The 15,659-nt window shown below is 56.4% G+C and carries 12 protein-coding genes and 5 pseudogenes; 5 read left to right on the top strand and 12 right to left on the bottom strand.

Annotation, left to right across the window (positions count from 1 at the left end):
• Nucleotides 1-72: 72 nt before the first annotated feature.
• The 6 genes and pseudogenes from CO660_RS33725 to CO660_RS05225 form a co-directional block, all read right to left on the bottom strand.
• Nucleotides 73-205: pseudogene (locus tag CO660_RS33725) on the bottom strand (IS6 family transposase); the annotation flags it as partial.
• Between the two features lie 28 nt (nucleotides 206-233).
• A pseudogene (locus CO660_RS33730) lies at nucleotides 234-386 on the bottom strand (pyridoxamine 5'-phosphate oxidase family protein); the annotation flags it as partial.
• 16 nt (nucleotides 387-402) lie between these two features.
• Nucleotides 403-1,023: a DUF1003 domain-containing protein gene (locus CO660_RS05210; RefSeq protein WP_245421296.1), complete on the bottom strand. Its 621-nt coding sequence runs from the start codon at nucleotides 1,021-1,023 to the stop codon at nucleotides 403-405.
• Nucleotides 1,024-1,095: 72 nt separating this feature from the next.
• The gene (locus CO660_RS33180) at nucleotides 1,096-1,269 is read right to left on the bottom strand and encodes a hypothetical protein (RefSeq protein ID WP_176536228.1); all 174 of its coding nucleotides are present in this window, start codon (nucleotides 1,267-1,269) and stop codon (nucleotides 1,096-1,098) included.
• A gap of 362 nt (nucleotides 1,270-1,631) precedes the next feature.
• Nucleotides 1,632-2,057 (bottom strand): PAS domain-containing protein, encoded by a 426-nt coding sequence (locus CO660_RS33735; protein ID WP_245421297.1) that lies wholly within the window; start codon nucleotides 2,055-2,057, stop codon nucleotides 1,632-1,634.
• Between the two features lie 89 nt (nucleotides 2,058-2,146).
• Nucleotides 2,147-3,187, bottom strand: a complete 1,041-nt coding sequence (locus CO660_RS05225; protein ID WP_097597835.1) for a fatty acid desaturase — start codon at nucleotides 3,185-3,187, stop codon at nucleotides 2,147-2,149.
• A gap of 617 nt (nucleotides 3,188-3,804) precedes the next feature.
• Between CO660_RS05225 and CO660_RS05230 the strand changes: the two genes are divergently transcribed.
• Entirely contained in the window at nucleotides 3,805-4,167 is a 363-nt protein-coding gene (locus tag CO660_RS05230; RefSeq protein WP_210421945.1) for a hypothetical protein, read from the top strand.
• Nucleotides 4,168-5,339: 1,172 nt separating this feature from the next.
• On the opposite strand, the gene CO660_RS05235 is transcribed toward CO660_RS05230, so the two are convergent.
• Complete coding sequence (locus CO660_RS05235; RefSeq protein ID WP_097597836.1) at nucleotides 5,340-5,669, bottom strand: succinoglycan biosynthesis protein exoi; 330 nt, start codon at nucleotides 5,667-5,669, stop codon at nucleotides 5,340-5,342.
• Between the two features lie 188 nt (nucleotides 5,670-5,857).
• On the bottom strand, nucleotides 5,858-7,351 hold the full coding sequence (locus CO660_RS05240; RefSeq protein WP_097597837.1) for a glycosyltransferase family 39 protein: 1,494 nt from the start codon (nucleotides 7,349-7,351) through the stop codon (nucleotides 5,858-5,860).
• A gap of 654 nt (nucleotides 7,352-8,005) precedes the next feature.
• On the opposite strand from CO660_RS05240, the gene CO660_RS05245 reads away from it, so the two are divergent.
• Complete coding sequence (locus tag CO660_RS05245) at nucleotides 8,006-8,746, top strand: membrane-anchored protein (protein WP_176536230.1); 741 nt, start codon at nucleotides 8,006-8,008, stop codon at nucleotides 8,744-8,746.
• An 89-nt stretch (nucleotides 8,747-8,835) separates the two neighbouring features.
• Here the strand turns inward: CO660_RS05245 and CO660_RS05250 are convergent, their stop codons facing one another.
• Both CO660_RS05250 and CO660_RS05255 read right to left on the bottom strand, forming a co-directional pair.
• Entirely contained in the window at nucleotides 8,836-9,525 is a 690-nt protein-coding gene (locus CO660_RS05250) for a glycosyltransferase (RefSeq protein ID WP_097597838.1), read from the bottom strand.
• Nucleotides 9,526-9,610: 85 nt separating this feature from the next.
• A complete protein-coding gene (locus CO660_RS05255) occupies nucleotides 9,611-10,438 on the bottom strand; it encodes a 3-deoxy-manno-octulosonate cytidylyltransferase (protein ID WP_097597839.1) in 828 nt (275 codons plus the stop codon).
• A 558-nt stretch (nucleotides 10,439-10,996) separates the two neighbouring features.
• Between CO660_RS05255 and CO660_RS05260 the strand changes: the two are divergent.
• Both CO660_RS05260 and CO660_RS33740 read left to right on the top strand, forming a co-directional pair.
• Nucleotides 10,997-11,763 (top strand): annotated as a pseudogene (locus CO660_RS05260) (ATP-dependent DNA ligase); the annotation flags it as partial.
• A 15-nt stretch (nucleotides 11,764-11,778) separates the two neighbouring features.
• Nucleotides 11,779-11,883 (top strand): annotated as a pseudogene (locus CO660_RS33740) (IS110 family transposase); the annotation flags it as partial.
• A gap of 605 nt (nucleotides 11,884-12,488) precedes the next feature.
• Here CO660_RS33740 and CO660_RS05270 read toward each other — a convergent pair.
• Nucleotides 12,489-13,298, bottom strand: coding sequence for a membrane-anchored protein (locus tag CO660_RS05270; RefSeq protein ID WP_097597840.1), 810 nt, complete (start codon nucleotides 13,296-13,298; stop codon nucleotides 12,489-12,491).
• 789 nt (nucleotides 13,299-14,087) lie between these two features.
• Here CO660_RS05270 and CO660_RS05280 point away from each other — a divergent pair.
• A complete protein-coding gene (locus CO660_RS05280) occupies nucleotides 14,088-15,047 on the top strand; it encodes a glycosyltransferase family 92 protein (protein ID WP_097597841.1) in 960 nt (319 codons plus the stop codon).
• 296 nt (nucleotides 15,048-15,343) lie between these two features.
• Here the strand turns inward: CO660_RS05280 and CO660_RS05285 are convergent.
• Nucleotides 15,344-15,559 (bottom strand): annotated as a pseudogene (locus CO660_RS05285) (transposase domain-containing protein); the annotation flags it as partial.
• Nucleotides 15,560-15,659 lie beyond the last annotated feature (100 nt).

Consider the following 15,659-nt stretch of genomic DNA (forward strand, 5'->3'; position numbering starts at 1 on the left):
GCCTCGGCCGATTGTTTCATAGCGATGTCACTTTGTTTCATCAGTGATCGAAGAGGCTGTGGATCTGCGAAATCAGGCAGGTGCGCCGGTCACGGCCCTCCACTGCGCCGTTGGCGCGGATTCGATGGATGTGGGTGGCGAGAGCTGAGCATTTTTGAGGTGGTGCGACGAAGAGATTTCTGACTGCCGAAAAGATCGATACGAAGGCTGGCCAGGGGGTTTGCCCGAAGCCGATCTATCTTCAGGCTAGGCAGGGAAAACATAAACAGCGTGCGTTCTTCATATGCGTAGTGAATCGGAACGATATAGGGATATTGTTCACCGCTGCATGCCAGATGGCCAAAGGTGTGGTTGGCAAGGAACTCGAGGCAGCCATCATCGCTCATCTACCGCAGTTGCATGCTAGCCTCCGGTGCCTGATATGCTCACTTCTTGCTGATCCGGCCGGCCGAGCATCAATTTCGTCAGAAGTGCGATCTGCTCCTGCTGCTGGGCGACGAGCGATTTCAGATCAGTATTTCTAAGCTCGTCAAGCTTGTCATGCAGCGCCATAATTTCGATCTCAGCCTTCAAATTGACCTCGTAGTCGTGCGCGGCATCCACCCGGTCTTTGGCGGCATGCCTATTTTGGCTCATCATGATGACCGGCGCCTGCACAACTGCCAGCATAGAAAGGATGAGATTGAGGAATATGAAGGGATAGGGATCAAAGGCGCGCGTTGCGGCCAACAGATTGCCGGCAACCCAAACCGCAAGGACGATCCCAAAAAGCATGATAAAGGCCCAAGAACCGCCGAATTCCGCCACCTTGTCGGCCAGCCGCTGCGACGATGTCAGCTTTGCATAGAAGGACTGAGTGGAATCGTGGGCAATCGCGTGCCGGGAGATCAGTCGCCTGAAGACTGCCCGTTCCCGCTCGGTTAAGAGCTCGAAGGGTTTGCCGAGATACCTGTTCGCGCCGGATTCAATGGATGCGTCGCCAATCTCAGCACCAGCTACTTCAGTATCATTTCCGGTCGACATGATAGTCTCCCGCCGGATACAGCGCCGCCTTAGCGACCCACAAAGTCGCCCATCAAATTTAACATCTCGATATCATTGCGCATTCACATCAAAGAAGTCTTCCATCTGCTTCAGCCGGTACATGGCCCGCCTCTTGCGATCATAGAGCCTGCCCAGCAACGCATGCTCCACAGCTAACGGTCCGCCTAGGACGCGGAGCTTGCTTAAGGTTATTTCCTGCCTGTTGACCCGCTGCTCTGCCTTCATGGCGCGGTGCCTTGCAAACCTCAGGTCCTTTTTCTTGTATCGCCGTGATTGCATCTTTCTCGCCAATCGTTGTCGTCATCGCGCCTGGCCGATGATGAACGTATCTGCTCTCTTGCGCGGATGCGGCCGCAGGTAAAGTCCTAACAACCGCCAAGAATAGCACAATTTCCGCAGCAGGGATGCTCCAACAGACAGGCTGTTCTTCGCGCGGTGGTTAACTTCAACGAGAAGCATTTCACGTTCCGCGTCTGCCTTTCTAAGTGCAGCGTTCGCTGCCTCCAGGGTACGCGTGCGCTCCTCCACTCGTTGTTCTAGTTCTGCATTGAGCCCGCGTAGTGCCTCCTCGGCTTCCTACCGGCGGGTTATGTCGAGATATGACATGAAATGATTGGTGACACGTCCGTGACCATCGTCGAGGGGGGTCGCAGCATGCTCTGGAACGCCGATCCGTCCTTGCGGTATTGCAGGATCTCCAACGTCACGTCACGCCCCTCCCTCATCGCAGCCTCGTATTCCGCGATCGCCTCTGGCTCGGTCTTCGGCCCGTTCATGAAGTGAGGGTGCTGGCCGAGCAGCTCCTCGGGGCTGTAGCCTGAAAGATGTACGAACGCCGGGTTTGCGAAGGTGATCGGGTTGCCGGGGAGCGTGGCGTCAGTGACGATCATCGGCATCCGTGTCACGCGAACCGCCTCAACGAACATGCCGCCCTGCACTCTCACGCTTTCAAATTTTTGCTCGGCGGCAGTGCGGGCAGGGGTAGCTTCCACCCCTTCTTGAAACTCGTTCATACATTCACCTCTAGCCAGTGGCCTCAGTTGAAGACGTTCATTGTGTCACTAAGCAAAACCATCCGAGACGAGGCTGATCTCGCTAAGGGTTAAGGATTGGAGGACGGAAGCGTCTTTGCCTCCTGGAGGGAAATCAGCCGCTGCGAGGCCTCGTCCCAAAGGATGAGTTTGACGCAGGCAAAGCTCTCACGCAGGCTGATGCGGCCAAGTTCCGCGAGCTCGGGATGGTCCCTTAGAACTTCCGGCAGTCGGTAAAACGGCACCTTGCTCGAAAGGTGGTGCACATGATGCATCCCAATATTGCCAGTGATCCATCTTAGCGGCCTTGGTAGATCATAGTGTGATGCACCATGCATGGCAGCATGCGGAAACGTCCACTCTGGCGGCCTCGACCAATAGGTGTCTTCAAACTGGTGCTGGACATAGAACAACCACACGCCAGCCGATCCCGCGAGCAGGACAATGGGCAGGTGAACAAGAAGGAAGGGCACTAAACCAATTGCCCAAATCAATAGGGCGGCTAGGACGGCTACAGCGATGTTTGTCGCCATCGTCGAGAGCCAGGGCAGGACGCCCGATCGCATCATCCCGAAGGGGAGGCGTTGCTTGAACAAGAAAAGGAAAGCAGGACCGATGCCGAACATAACCATGGGATGCCGGTATAGACGATAGCCTAGTTTTCCTCGGGGAGTGAGGGCATGATATTCCTCCACAGTCAGTGTCGTGATGTCGCCGACGCCTCGTTCGTCGAGATTTCCGGCAGAGGCGTGGTGCTCAGCATGTGCGCGGCGCCAGTAATCGTATGGAGTAAGCGTCAAGACGCCGATCACACGTCCGGTCCAGTCGTCCCAGCGACGTCTTCCGAAGAATGAGCCGTGCCCACAATCATGTTGCAACATGAAAAGGCGCAACAGGAACCCGGCCGCTGGAACAACGAGGATCATGCCGATCCAATAGCCGAGATGAACCGCCAGCCACGCTGCTGCCCAAAGGAGCACGAACGGAACGAGCGTTACCGCGAGCTCGTAAAAGCTTCGGCTTACGGTGGGCTGACGATATCCCGATAGGATCTTGAGGCATGCCTTTTCCGAGAAACCGCCAGGAGAGGCAGCCGAATTGATTGCAGTCATAGCAGACCGGTGTCTTTCTGTTTAGCAGCACTTTGTAGAAGATGTCGGAATAGTGGTTTTCTGCGCCTGATCACCTGCTGATCCGGTGAACCTGTGCTGCTTCCAGCCTTCCAGCAGTCGCTGGCGAACGGTATAAGGCCTAGTATGAGTAACACGGTATTGTGTCTGCTTCACGTCCGCGAGCGAACCAAGACCTGCTTCATCGGAGCAACCTCTTGACCCGGATGACAGCAACCTTATTCCCGGTGGTTGATATTGGACGGTCGGTTCACGGCACAGATGCGGTCATTCCGGCGAGCCGAACTCTTCGATTATCCGTCTATCTCGCACGGAGGGGATTTATCAATGACGAAGGTTCGATCCCACCCAAGGCGAATTAGCCGCTCCCTAGCGTTCCCATCCGTCACCATTGGCAGTTTCCATGTTAATGTCGTTCTTGCCCTGACATTTAGTCGTGCCCTTGCCGGAGCTGACGTCTCTTCGGATGACAAAAACAGTGGCACCTTTGTTCATTGGTCTGCGCAGCTGCTGTCATAAGCTAGCGGCGCCTGCCCTGGACGGTGGCACGACGACTATCAGGCTCTCGCGCCCTGCCCAAGGCCGTGAAGGCGACAGTCGTGACCCATAGTCCCGATGTCGCAACCGCGCTTCTTGATCATTCGGGATTGGACGTGGAGCTAATCGGCGGTCGCATCTACAAGCATTCGAACGTCTCTGTCGGCACAGTCGCCATCGAAGCAATCTGTCGAATCCGCAAGGATCTGTACTTCATTGGTGTGACCGGTATCCATGCAGAGCACGGTCTGACGACTGGAGACTGCGAGGAGGCGGCGGTGAAGCGGGCGATCTGCCGGCGGGCTGCGGAAACTGTCGTGCTTGGCTCTAGGGAAAAGCTCGGTGCCGTGTCTGCATACAGCGTTGTCGGCTTCGATGACGTCGATGGGCTTGTCGTGAGCAGGAAGTGCCCAGAGGATTGCTGAGCCCTCTTCGCGAAGCCGGCATGCAGATCATCGGCACATCGTCGTGAACTTGATGGGGAGGCGCAGCCTTGGTAGCGCTCAAGAACGCGGATCCGAGGGAAGCATGATTGTAAGCAGAGAGACTGCAGAGCACTACACCTGGGGAGACGAGTACGCGCTTTACGGCCAACCTATCGCAAACTTGAGGTCGAAAGCGGAAATAATTGCCGCTCCGCCAACCTGTTGACTGATGCCCAGAGCCAGGGCACAAAGGTGGCATCCACGGTCGCTCGCGACAGGAAATCAGAGGGAATTTCAAGGCTTTTCTGCTAAGTGGCTGAAATCATGTGAGAATCCAGGTTCCCCAGCCAAAATTTTTCCCGGCAGAACAAAGACTTACGGCCTTCCCCGCTGCTTCTTGCTGCCGTTTTCATGTTGCATCGGCTGCGACAGATTTCTCAATGTTTACAACGGTTGTCATTTGCTGACGGTAGCTCCATGCGACATGTATGCGACATGCCGGCTCGCCCCAACCCCCGCCGTACCTCCCTTTTTAACCTTCGGAGTTGTGCGATCCTTCCCCCATGCCCGTGTCATCGAAAAGAACTCCGTCCTCCGATCCGCATCGCTCCTTGCGGCTTCAGCTTGCTTATCCATTCGCAAATTAAGTCTGTGCTATAGGGAGCTGACCTGCTCTCTGTCTTCTAGCTTTCAAGGAAGTTTTAGGTGAAATAATTTCAATGAAGATCCCCGAAAAACAGCTGACGATATACCGGGCGATCTTGGTCGCATTTATCGCTGTAGGCTCTTGTATCTCAGGAGTGTGCTGATTTTGTATATCGGCTGGGGCATCCTTTGCGTCCTCGGCTTGTCCGTCAGGTACGGCTTATTTCGCAGCAAAGAGACTGAGAGCGAGAAGTATGCGTTCTACAGGTTTTTATTTTTTCTGCTGATGGCAGAATATACATGGAACGGATTTAGGTGGGATCCGGCCAAAAGCGATCGTGAAAGCCGCCCGTGACCTCCGCGAATGCCTCGATCTGCTCTGTGAATATTGGAACCTGATCCACCAGGCGCTGGTGCTCCGCCTTGCCTCCCACGGGGCCGCCAGCGCGCTTCACAGCTATCGGCCGGCGGGACATGCTACACACCAATGATCGCGCGCGTGGAGCCTTCTCTTTGCTGCCGTCGCCCTAAGCCGAAACATCAGATTTCGATTCCCGCCAGCCGGCCGCCCAAGCTTGGAATTCTGAGCAGAACCACCGTTCGCCATACTGGGGGCTGATCTTCGTCTGTGCGTAGTATTTCTGCCCCGGCACGTGGAAGATGCGCTCGCCCGTCTCGATGGAGACGTTGCCCTTGATCCTGCATGATAGACCGGAGCCGCCAGAAGCGTTCCATGAGGCCAGCATGTCGCTAGCGGTCCAGCCTCCGGCCGCACCAAACGCAACCGCGCCGATGACCAAACCCGGCGCCGTGAGCAGCACCGATTTCTTCTGCGAAACGCGATAACCCTGACCCAATGCCCCCATCTCCGCCATGCGCGAAGATCGTACCCGCGTTGGCGCCGGCGGAACATCTCTACAAAAGGGGTATCAAGGACCGCAGGATCGCGGCTCCAAAGGTTAAAGACATTAGATATTCTTACGCGGGATGAATGCAGACGTTGTCTCCGTAGGCTTTCCCCTCAATCGGCTGACCTGCCGTAACGCTATTTCGCGCCGCCTTCGACCCAGGAGTAACCAATGGAGAAGCTGCGTTTGCCGCCACTAAAGAGATAGGGCAAGGTCAGCGTGTTCAACTCCTGCAGGTGAATGCCCGATCTCACGAGACCGTTCGCGAAATCCGGGGAAATTGTTGGGTCATCGGCGGTCTCGCCGCGCCAGATTACGAGCACCGGCCCCTTGGCAGTCACATATTCGGGAACCCCGGAACCTGGAAAGAAGGGGATCACGACGGGAACGTCAGGGAATTCCAGCTTCATGTTGCCGGCCACGAACTTGGTTTCCGCTACGATGAGAACCGGCTTGCGGGTCGCGGTCAGTTCGTCAACGAAGCCGGCGAAGGGCACGTTCGTTCTCGTATAGGTGCCGATATATTGAATGGCGACGATCCGCAGCAGAAGGATCGCCAAGATGAGGGTCATGAAGACCGGTATCACGGGCCGGAAGCGCGCAAGGCCGGCGGAAAGATCGAAACCTGCGGTCTCCAGCTTCAGGAACAGATAGATCAGCAGCACGAGCAGGCATGGATCGAGCCAGCGCTCGTGGATATCGCTGGCGCCGGCGACGATGACGACACCCACGAGGGCGAGCAGGCTCACGATCATCATTCGCTCGATGACCCGGATCATCGGACTGGACGCGGGAAGCGCACGGAAGAAATCCCGTCGGAAGGCTGCTGCGAAGAGAACGATCGGCAGTGCGACGAAGCCGAGGACGGCGATGACGAGGGACAACAGACCCTGTCCGATGCGGGGAAGGCCGGCGGCTGCCTCATGCTCGGCGGTCATCCGCTTCAGGGTCGGCAGCGAAGCGCGGGCGAGGTTATCGGGCAGCCAGAGCGCGTGCGGCAGCACGATCAGGATGGCGATTGCGATCGCCGGCAGCAGACGCCAGTCGAAAAGGCGGCTGCGCCACTTCCTGTCCGGCAACACGGCGATGAAGGCGGCAAACGGCAGGATCGCGAAGTTATATTTGGAAATGAGGCCGATGCCGGTGGCGATGCCAATGATGAGATAGCTTGCGATCGTCGGCTGGCGCAGCGTGCGGAAAAAACCGAAGAGGAAGAGCGAGGTCGCAAACAGCAGCGCGACAGTATGGGTCAGTTCGCGCTGCGCCATTAGACCAACCTGTGGCAGGGTAATCAGGCTTAGCATGGCGATCGTTGCAAGCGAGCGGCTCTTCAGCGCTTCCCGGGCGGCAAGTCCGTAGAACAGGTAGCAGCCGAAGAGAATGATGTTCTTGGGTACCGAAAGCGCCCACATCGATATGCCGGTCACCGAAACGATGGCATATTGCAGCCAGTTGTAGAAGGGCGGCTGCGGGCCGTAGCCGGCAAGCAGATATTGTGAATAGAAGGATTGCTCCGCCTCGTCGAGATCGAGCGTATGGGGCAGGGCGATGCGAAGCACGATATTCAGCAGGAAATATCCCGCCAGAAAAATGCTTGCCCTCGTAAGACTTTTGGTAATCCGCTCCAACATCGATCTCCAAGTCAGGCCAGCAAGGTGCCGTCATCTACCGGTCGCCGCCCGGGTGCCGGGGTGGAAGAGTTCGCTGCCATCGCCAGGCGTGGCCATTGATCGCTGGTGAAACCAGGGGGCCGGATCGCCAGGCAGGATGTTCGCGTAAGCGTCCATGAACTCATCACCCTCCATGAATATTCTGACGTGCAACGCCAATGACAGCAAATCCCGTTTTGATAGTGTTGCCTGCGGATAGGCCAATTTTGCGAACTAAACAAGATTCGCGGGAAGCGATGCCAACATTCTGACCGACCTGCATTAGGACGCCACAGCAGCGCGGACGTGGATTACCCTGTCGTGCTCTTCGCCCCGATCGTGGGCGGGAACCATTGAATAACCACTCCTTCCGCCGTGGAAAGCAGGCCGTGACCACGGCCGACGGGGGCGTGTCTACGCCTTCCACGCCGCCGCGTGAATGCCGGAAGCCGGGCGCTATGAAAGACTCTGGGCAGCGCACCTTGCAGAGCGTTGCCTGTAATATGCGCCTTTCGCCTGTAAGGGCCGGTCACGGACAGGCCCCCTTCTGTGTCCGATCTTGTTCGCAGGCGATCGCCTTGCGTCCCTACATGGCGTTATGTTACATCGCCCTTATCTCTAAAGTGGTATTGCCCGATGTTGATGACATTTGCGGCGGCGAAAAAATTCATCTCCCGCCGGATCAAATATCTGTTGCGGAACCCCACGCCGCCGACCACCACAGTGCCTTTTGCTGGACCGGTCGTGGTTCTGGGGTCGGCGCCGACATCTCACAAACCGCTAGGTCTCGACTCAACTTATCGCATCATCTCGGTCAACGCCTCACAACTCGCGCTTCAATTCTGGGGCATCGATGCGCCGGACATCACGTTGATGGGGTATAACGAAATCGAAGGCACCAATAAAAGTGCCGTAGAAACAAGACGCGTTCTCGGCGGGAAGCGCACCGGCTCCCTTTATGTGTTGGCCTGGCGGCATGGCCGCGAGCGATTGCAAGCAGGTCTCGAAGAATTCGGCTACCGCTGCACAGAGGCCCACATCATCGATCGTTATCAGCGGATCGCTCTATTGCACCAGGTAAGCGGGCAACTAAATCTTGAGCTCGACGCCGATACCAAGTGTTCAAACGGCGTCATCGCAGTGCTTTTTGCGCTCTACAACGGCGCGACGGCGGTGATACTTTCAGGGATAAATCCGAACTCCACCGGACATGTCTACAATAGCGCCAACCTAGAGCGTAAACATGTCCGAATGGACAGCGAAATGTTGGCGAGGCTTGTCCGGCTCGGTTACCCCATCTACACCGCCGATCCTCAGGTCGCCGAGAATGTCAGCCTGCCGCTCTGGCAGGGCAATGGGCAAGTAAAGCTCGGTTGATGGAAGGATATCCGACCGCCGCTAGCGGTATTACCCGGAGAATTCTCTCCGGGTAGTGTAACAGCGGTTTGGCGGCCTTTCAGACGTCCCTACGAGCGCTGCTGTACAAATAGCATGCGTTCCCGAGCGGCGAACCACTCTTCAGCGTAATCGTCGTTCTTGTATTCCTCGAAATACGGCCCGCCATCGGTGAAATGGACGTTCTTGGCGTCTTCGCGGTAGTCGTATTCATTGACGAGGTAATTCCACGTCACCGGTAATTCGCCGATGAGGTCTTCATTCTCCAGCCATTTGAACTGATGCAATTGCAGCCCGGTCGCGGTATTGACGTATTCGGGCGTCAGCGCGCGGCATTTGTCGTTGTTGAAGAGGATGAAGCTCGACCAGTTCTTCTTTTCGTACTTGGTCTGCGTCTGGCCGAGGAACTTGGTGTCGATCTTCGGCTGGTAGTCGTGCTTGACGCACATGACGGCGTAACGCTCGTCGCGCAATGCCCAAAGCTCGGCGATATCGGCACGCATCAGCATGTCGCAATCCATGAAGATGCTCCAGCCCTCGTAACCACTGAGATAGGGCGTCAGGAAGCGCGAGAAAGAGAATTCAGTCGATTGCAGCGCATTGCGCTCACGAGTGAAAATCCCGCCAAGATTGGAAAGCGCAATGGGCGAGAACTCGACCGGGATCGACGACTTCTCGATGATGCTCTGCACGAGAACGTGGTAGGCGACCACTTCTTTGGAGTCGAAGCCCACGAAGATCCGGACCGTCTGTTGTTTCATTTTCCACCTCGAGCATTGTAAACAGTGAATTGAACTTAGAAGCGGCTTTCTCGGCAGCCCACGCCGTCAGCGAGGCTTGCGACAGTCATCCCTTCGACTTTTCGAGAAAACGCTGCTTGCGGGTTTTCGGTTTGAACCGCCGAAAGAAATTATCGACAGCGCGGATGAATTTAGTGAGGGACATCAGCCTGTCGATCTGGCTGTTGGTATTGTCGAGCCGCTCCGACAAGACTTCAGCCGCGGTCATCGCGATCTCGATCGGCGGCACCTCGGGAAACCGTTTGGCAAGCGCGGAATAGGGGCTGGCATCGACGCCGCCCATCATCGAGATCGAACCCATTCGCGCAAAGAGACGCAGGAAAATCTGCTCGAATGTCCAATCATGAACGTCGAACACCTTCCACTTCTCGCTCCGCTTCGCCGAAAAGCCGGCAAGCAGGATCTTGCCCGGCAACTGCAGATCGGCGAGCCACAACGCGACCGCAAAGCCGCTCGTCGCGATCTTGCCGATCGGATAGAGATCGGCGAGCATTTGCGTCAGATCGAGGTGACGGGCTTTAGCGCCTTCGAAGCAGCTCGTTTCGCTGAAATTTTCCTCGACGGAGACCCGGATATTGACGACGCCGAGGAAATCGTCGCCGCCAAAGAAGCGCAAGACATCCGCAACCTCGCGCCGATGAACGATATTGGCACCCATCACGCCGCTGCGGGCCACCAACACCGAATGGCCGGAGAAGGGCTCGTCGAGCACCTTATAGACCTTGTTGAAGAAGACGTAGAGGGCCGTGTGCGGCAATTCGCTCCGCAGCCGCTGGAAATCGACAGCTTCGCTGTTTGCCACCAGCACAATATGGGAATAGCGCGACATCAACGTCTTCCAGGCGTCCGGAGGCAAGACATTGAAAACCTTCATTCGCCTTCACCGCAGCTCTAGATACACTTTTCAAGTATGCGCTCTGCGCAATCGGCCGCTGCCCAATCCAGTATTCCCGAGGTCGTCCAACCTTCTTCTTCGAAAGCGGGGAACCTGCCACTCACTTCGCACTTCGAACCTTGACGAGGACGTGGAAGGCAGTCAGCCGCCGGCATGTCCGCACGCAATCCACGTTGGCATTCGCCGTCATCGGAAATTCGCAGGTCAATGTTGAGCCGAGTTGGTTTGCGGCAATTTCCCAGGAGCAGCAAGCCCTGCGGCGGGACCAGAGGTTCGCCCATCGTATTGACATCAGAACAGAATATCACGGCCCTCTGCTTCAAAAACTTCCCCTGCGAATCAACACTATACTTCGTCAACTTTCTAGTTGGTTTGAGAATGCGCTGCAATTGCAAATTACAAGGCAACTCAATCGCCCCGCTCGGATGGACTGGCTGGGGATGCGCTAGCCGCCGGTCTTATAATATTTGCGTAGGACGTAGATAATAATCACTCTAGGAAAATTGCTTTTTAAGGTGTTGCTGCTGAACTGCCGGCATGACAAAGCCGCCTCGCAAGCCTTCTAAGCCGCTGCTCGGTGCTGCCGAAGCACCTCTCCGCAGCCGGCCCCGCAGGCGGCGCGACCCAGCCGAGCCGCAACTGCTTCTCGATCCGATGCCGGCTCGCATCGATCCGTGCCTGGCGCTGCTGAAGCCACGGCCGCCGAAAGGACGGCAGTGGGCGTTTGAGGTGAAATGGGACGGCTATCGCCTGGCCGTTCATATCGAGCGAAGGGCATCAGGATACTGTCCAGCGGCGGTCATGACTGGACCGATCGTTTTCCTGCCATTGCCGCCGCGGCGCGGCGCCTTCCGCTTTCAACGAGACATTGGATGGCGAGGGCGTCGTGTTCAATGAGCTGGGCCGGTCGATTTCGGCAAGCCTCAGCAGTCACTCGGCGGCCGCGGCGGAAAGCGGACATGAAAGCATCATCGCTAAAGACCGGAACAGCACGTATCGCGGCGGGCGCGGCGGCGAATGGCAGAAGATCGAATGCATCCAGAGCGACGACTTCGCCATTGTTGGCCATCACAGGTCCAGCTCGGCGTCCGGGAATATCGGCGCTGCTGGTGGCTGTGCAGAGGGAGGGCCAGCTGGTCTATGTCGGATCGGTCGGAACTGGCTTCAAAGCAAGTTAGGCATTGGATCTTCGCGCTGCGATGGACACGATTAAGGTGTCGGCGCGTCCGGTGAGATATTCCGGCCAGCGCAAGAACCTGATCTGGACCAAACTGAAACTCGTCGCCATCGTCATACGTCAAGCCATACGTGAGCGGCAGAAGAATGACGCGACGGATGATGAGACGATTTGCGAGGCGTTGACGCGACCGACGATTCGCATTGTTCCGGCAAAGAGCGAGGAGCAACAGAGTGTACTGATGCTGCAGGGGTTTGCGTGCTTTTGATCCGGCAGGGGAGGATGCTGGCGAACGCCGTGCGCGGCCACTTAGTTGAGTGCCGCGACAGGGCATTGCCGGCGTCGGAATGCTGATCGCGTTGATCGAAGACGATGATCGCGATCTCAGCTCACCGCTTGCGCGGTCCGCGCTTCTTTCACTGATCGGGCAGTTGCGGGCGGTGCACGAGAAGGTCAGCGAGATGAATCGTCCAAATTCACGTGTAGCATTCCTCGAACGAACTGAGCCGTCGCCTCGGGACCGTCACTGGAATTGGCTTCCAGCGCAAATGGTCGCGACAGTGACACACCCGCTCTTAAAATCCGGCCCGACAATTTGGCGTGGATAAGACTGATACCCGCGGCAGAACTCATCTGGTGGCAAAGACCGGATCGGAGAGATCAGCAAACGAGGGCCCCTTAACTCCGGCGACTTCTCGGCGCTTCGCTTCAGCCGCAAGGCTAAGGTTGCACCGACGCGCGGGCCGCCGAGCTTCTGGCGACGAAGCCGTACAACGTCGCTGTTGCTTTGGCGAACAAGATGGCGCGGATGGTCTTGGCGGTGTGTTCTTTGGCAGCCTGAGCTGAACTGGATCATCTCGATTGACAAGCCCGGGAAGATCGCTGTTGTAAATTGCCGGTTGCTTGTTGTGCCGCCTTGGATCTTGGTTCTTTGTCGCCCTGCCAAAGCGGCAGGCCGACTTCATCCGAGACCTGCCGATCGGCTGTGTAGATGGGATAGCCTTGCCTGAGCAGCCTTATTAGGATGTCCCGGTCGAAACGGGTATGTTTGCGGGTCAGATTGGCGCTGTTGTATATGTGGCCATTCGAATGAGGATTTATGCCGGTTATGATGACCGCGCTGGCGCCGTTGTATAATGCAAACAGCACTGCGATCATTCCGTTCGAGCACTTGGTTTCAGCGTCGAGTTCAAGGTTCACCAGTCCGCTGGTTTTGTGCATCAACGCGATGCGCTGATAGCGGCCCACGAGGTGAAGATCCCGGTAGGAATAGTTGAACGAGTTTAGGTTGTTTTCTACGCGGCCCTGGCGCTTCTGCCCCCGCCGCCAGGTGAGAACATAGAGAGCGCCGGTGCGGTGCCCGGTGAGGACGCGCCTTGTCTCCACGGCTGCCGTATTGCCGCCCTGGAGCTCGTTGAAGCCAACCAGTGTGATGTCGGGCGCATCGATGCCCCAAGCATGGACGGCGATTTGCGAGGCGTTCACCGAAATGATGCGATATGTCTCATCGAAGCCGACGGGCTTTTGGGAAACGGGTGCAGATCCGACGACCACGACAGGGCCCGTAAATGGCACAGTGGTTTCCGGAGGCTTGGGCCTAGTCAGGGTATATCTGATGCGGCGGTAGATGATTTTATGCATCTGCGCGAGCAAATTTGCCATTCGAAGTATCACTCCAGCTCATGCTTAGCCTGAATATCTCAAAGTAAGGGGTGAACCGACCCCAAGAGTCTAAAAATTACCTTTGCAGCAAATAGTTATCAGATTGCAAGATGGGATCCGATGCAAACACACTTTATCTCTACGCAGCACGGATCTGAAGGCTTCGACGGTCACAAACTCGTGGCTGGCTTGGAACGCGTCGCGATTACCTGGATGCCAGCGCGCGCTCTGCTTCGCCACGTCGACAAAGCCATTAACCTTTTCGAGCGTATTGCGGCGTGCTCTATTGACGGCCGCGCTCCGGCTTGCGCGGTCCGCAGTGTGCTCATGGTCGGGCAGCGGATCGCGGCGATCGCCTTGGTCACTAGGGCGTCGACGGCTATGACAGGCTGCGCCATGGCTTGGTTCTTGGGCTTCCTACGACGGGCCAGCGATGGATGCTTTATTTGTCGAGCTGTTTCTGGAGGCCCAAGCCGAGCAATCGACCTAATGTGAAGGATCCGAACCGTCAGTACTTCCTTAGATTTAATAAGACTCTGGTTATTAGTGTGCGGCGTGAGCCGCCCCTATTATGGGACTTCCACGTAGCTCACCTGCGCGGATGAAGCCTCAGCCTGGCGGGTTTCAGATGTCTCGGGACTCGCCATGACGAGCCTTAGCACCGCGGCGGTTGCTGGATAAATTGCATCAGCAAGGCAAGCCCCCTCCCTGACTTCGCCGCCTCTTGCGTTTCGACGATGTCGAGCTTAGCTGTCTGATGCAGGCTTACAAGGATGACTGGAGCGAATAATGCATATGTGGCACGGGCTTAAGGCCACGCTCAGAAAACGCCGCCAGGCCCGCAACGGAAAAATTCTCGTAAGGGAACCTATTGTTGTTCCGCAGTCCGTCGTGACGACACACCCTGATCATTATTTGTCTTGCGTCACAGTCGCAAAGAATGAGGGTGAGTATCTCGATGAGTGGATTCAATTTCATCTGCTGGTTGGCATTTCTCACTTTTATATTTATGACAACGGATCGACGGATCAGTCCTTGTCGATACTGAGAGGCTATGAGAATGCCGGCATTGTTACTGTCGTTCCGTGGCGTCCCTTCAGCGTTTGGGCAAACACCCAGATTTTAGCCTATGCTCATGCCGTCAGCAATTTCGGATCACGCAGCCGCTGGATGGCTTTCTTCGACCTGGATGAATTCATGTTTCCGACGCATGCGCCTTCCTTGATGGAGTTTTTGCAGGCGCGGGAGCAGGAGCAGGCGATTTGTGTCGCCGGTGTCAATTTTGGAACGAGCGGCCACGCGGTTCGGCCCACGGGTCTGGTCACGGAAAACTTCCGACAGGCAGTTCCCATGGATGCCCAGCGCGAATATCCAAAGCTTCTAAACGTCAAGTCGATCGTTCAGCCAGCTCAGATCAGATCGATCGAGAGCGCCCATTGGTTCAACCTGAAAGGCACGAACAAGATCGGCGTGAACGAGGACGGCGAACCGCTACCACGTTATCCAAGGGAGGACCCCTTAAAATTCAAGGTCAATACTGTACGCTTCAATCACTATTATACGCGCTCGCATGAGGAATTCTCGGCGAAGGTCAATGGATCCAATGTGCGTGGACCTCAACTCCCGGCCGATGCCGAACAACGCTGGACATTGTTCCGACACATTGAAGAGTTCAGCCAACCGGACGATACCATACAAGGATTCATTCCCAATCTGAGGGAGAGACTCTCTACCTGCAGGAGGGCTTAATCGCAGCGCCGATCTTTCGTCATGACGAGAGAACGGCTGCGGGAGGGTTGTCGCCGATCCGGTCGCCGGCTCATTTCTGCAAAATCCGTGATCGTCGCCGGCTGTGAATGGCCACCCGTCATTTTTTCTAGCCCCATTTGGTCGAAACGCCGGGTTGGAAGCTTTTGGCGCGCTGGCGAGATTCCTCTCAGTAGGCGTTTAGGCTCCCTTGGATGCGACATAGAGTTGGTTCCCAGGTTCCCCAGCCAATTCTTCTTGAATTTGCACGACGAGCTAAGATTGCGTAAGCGCTGTTTTCAGGCCACGGCTTTGAGTTCGTGCCTTGCGGCATAGGTCCACGGCAGCAGGTCGTCGATTTGGCTATTTGGATGGCCGTTGGCGATCCTGGTGAGGACGTCTGAGAGATAGGCCAGTGGCTCGACATGGTTGAGCTTGGCAGTCTCGATGAGCGAGGCGATGGTCGCCCAGTGTTCGGCCCCGGCGTCGGAACCGGCAAATAGTGCATTCTTTCTTTTATGCAAATCTCTGCATAATCGAAATTATGCGAAGCTTGGGATTATGCGCAGGAGCTTTTCCAGCTCTACAAACTACTTTGGTGTTTCGGCGTTTGCA

It is taken from the genome of Rhizobium sp. L9, assembly GCF_002531885.1.
Classification (GTDB): domain Bacteria; phylum Pseudomonadota; class Alphaproteobacteria; order Rhizobiales; family Rhizobiaceae; genus Rhizobium.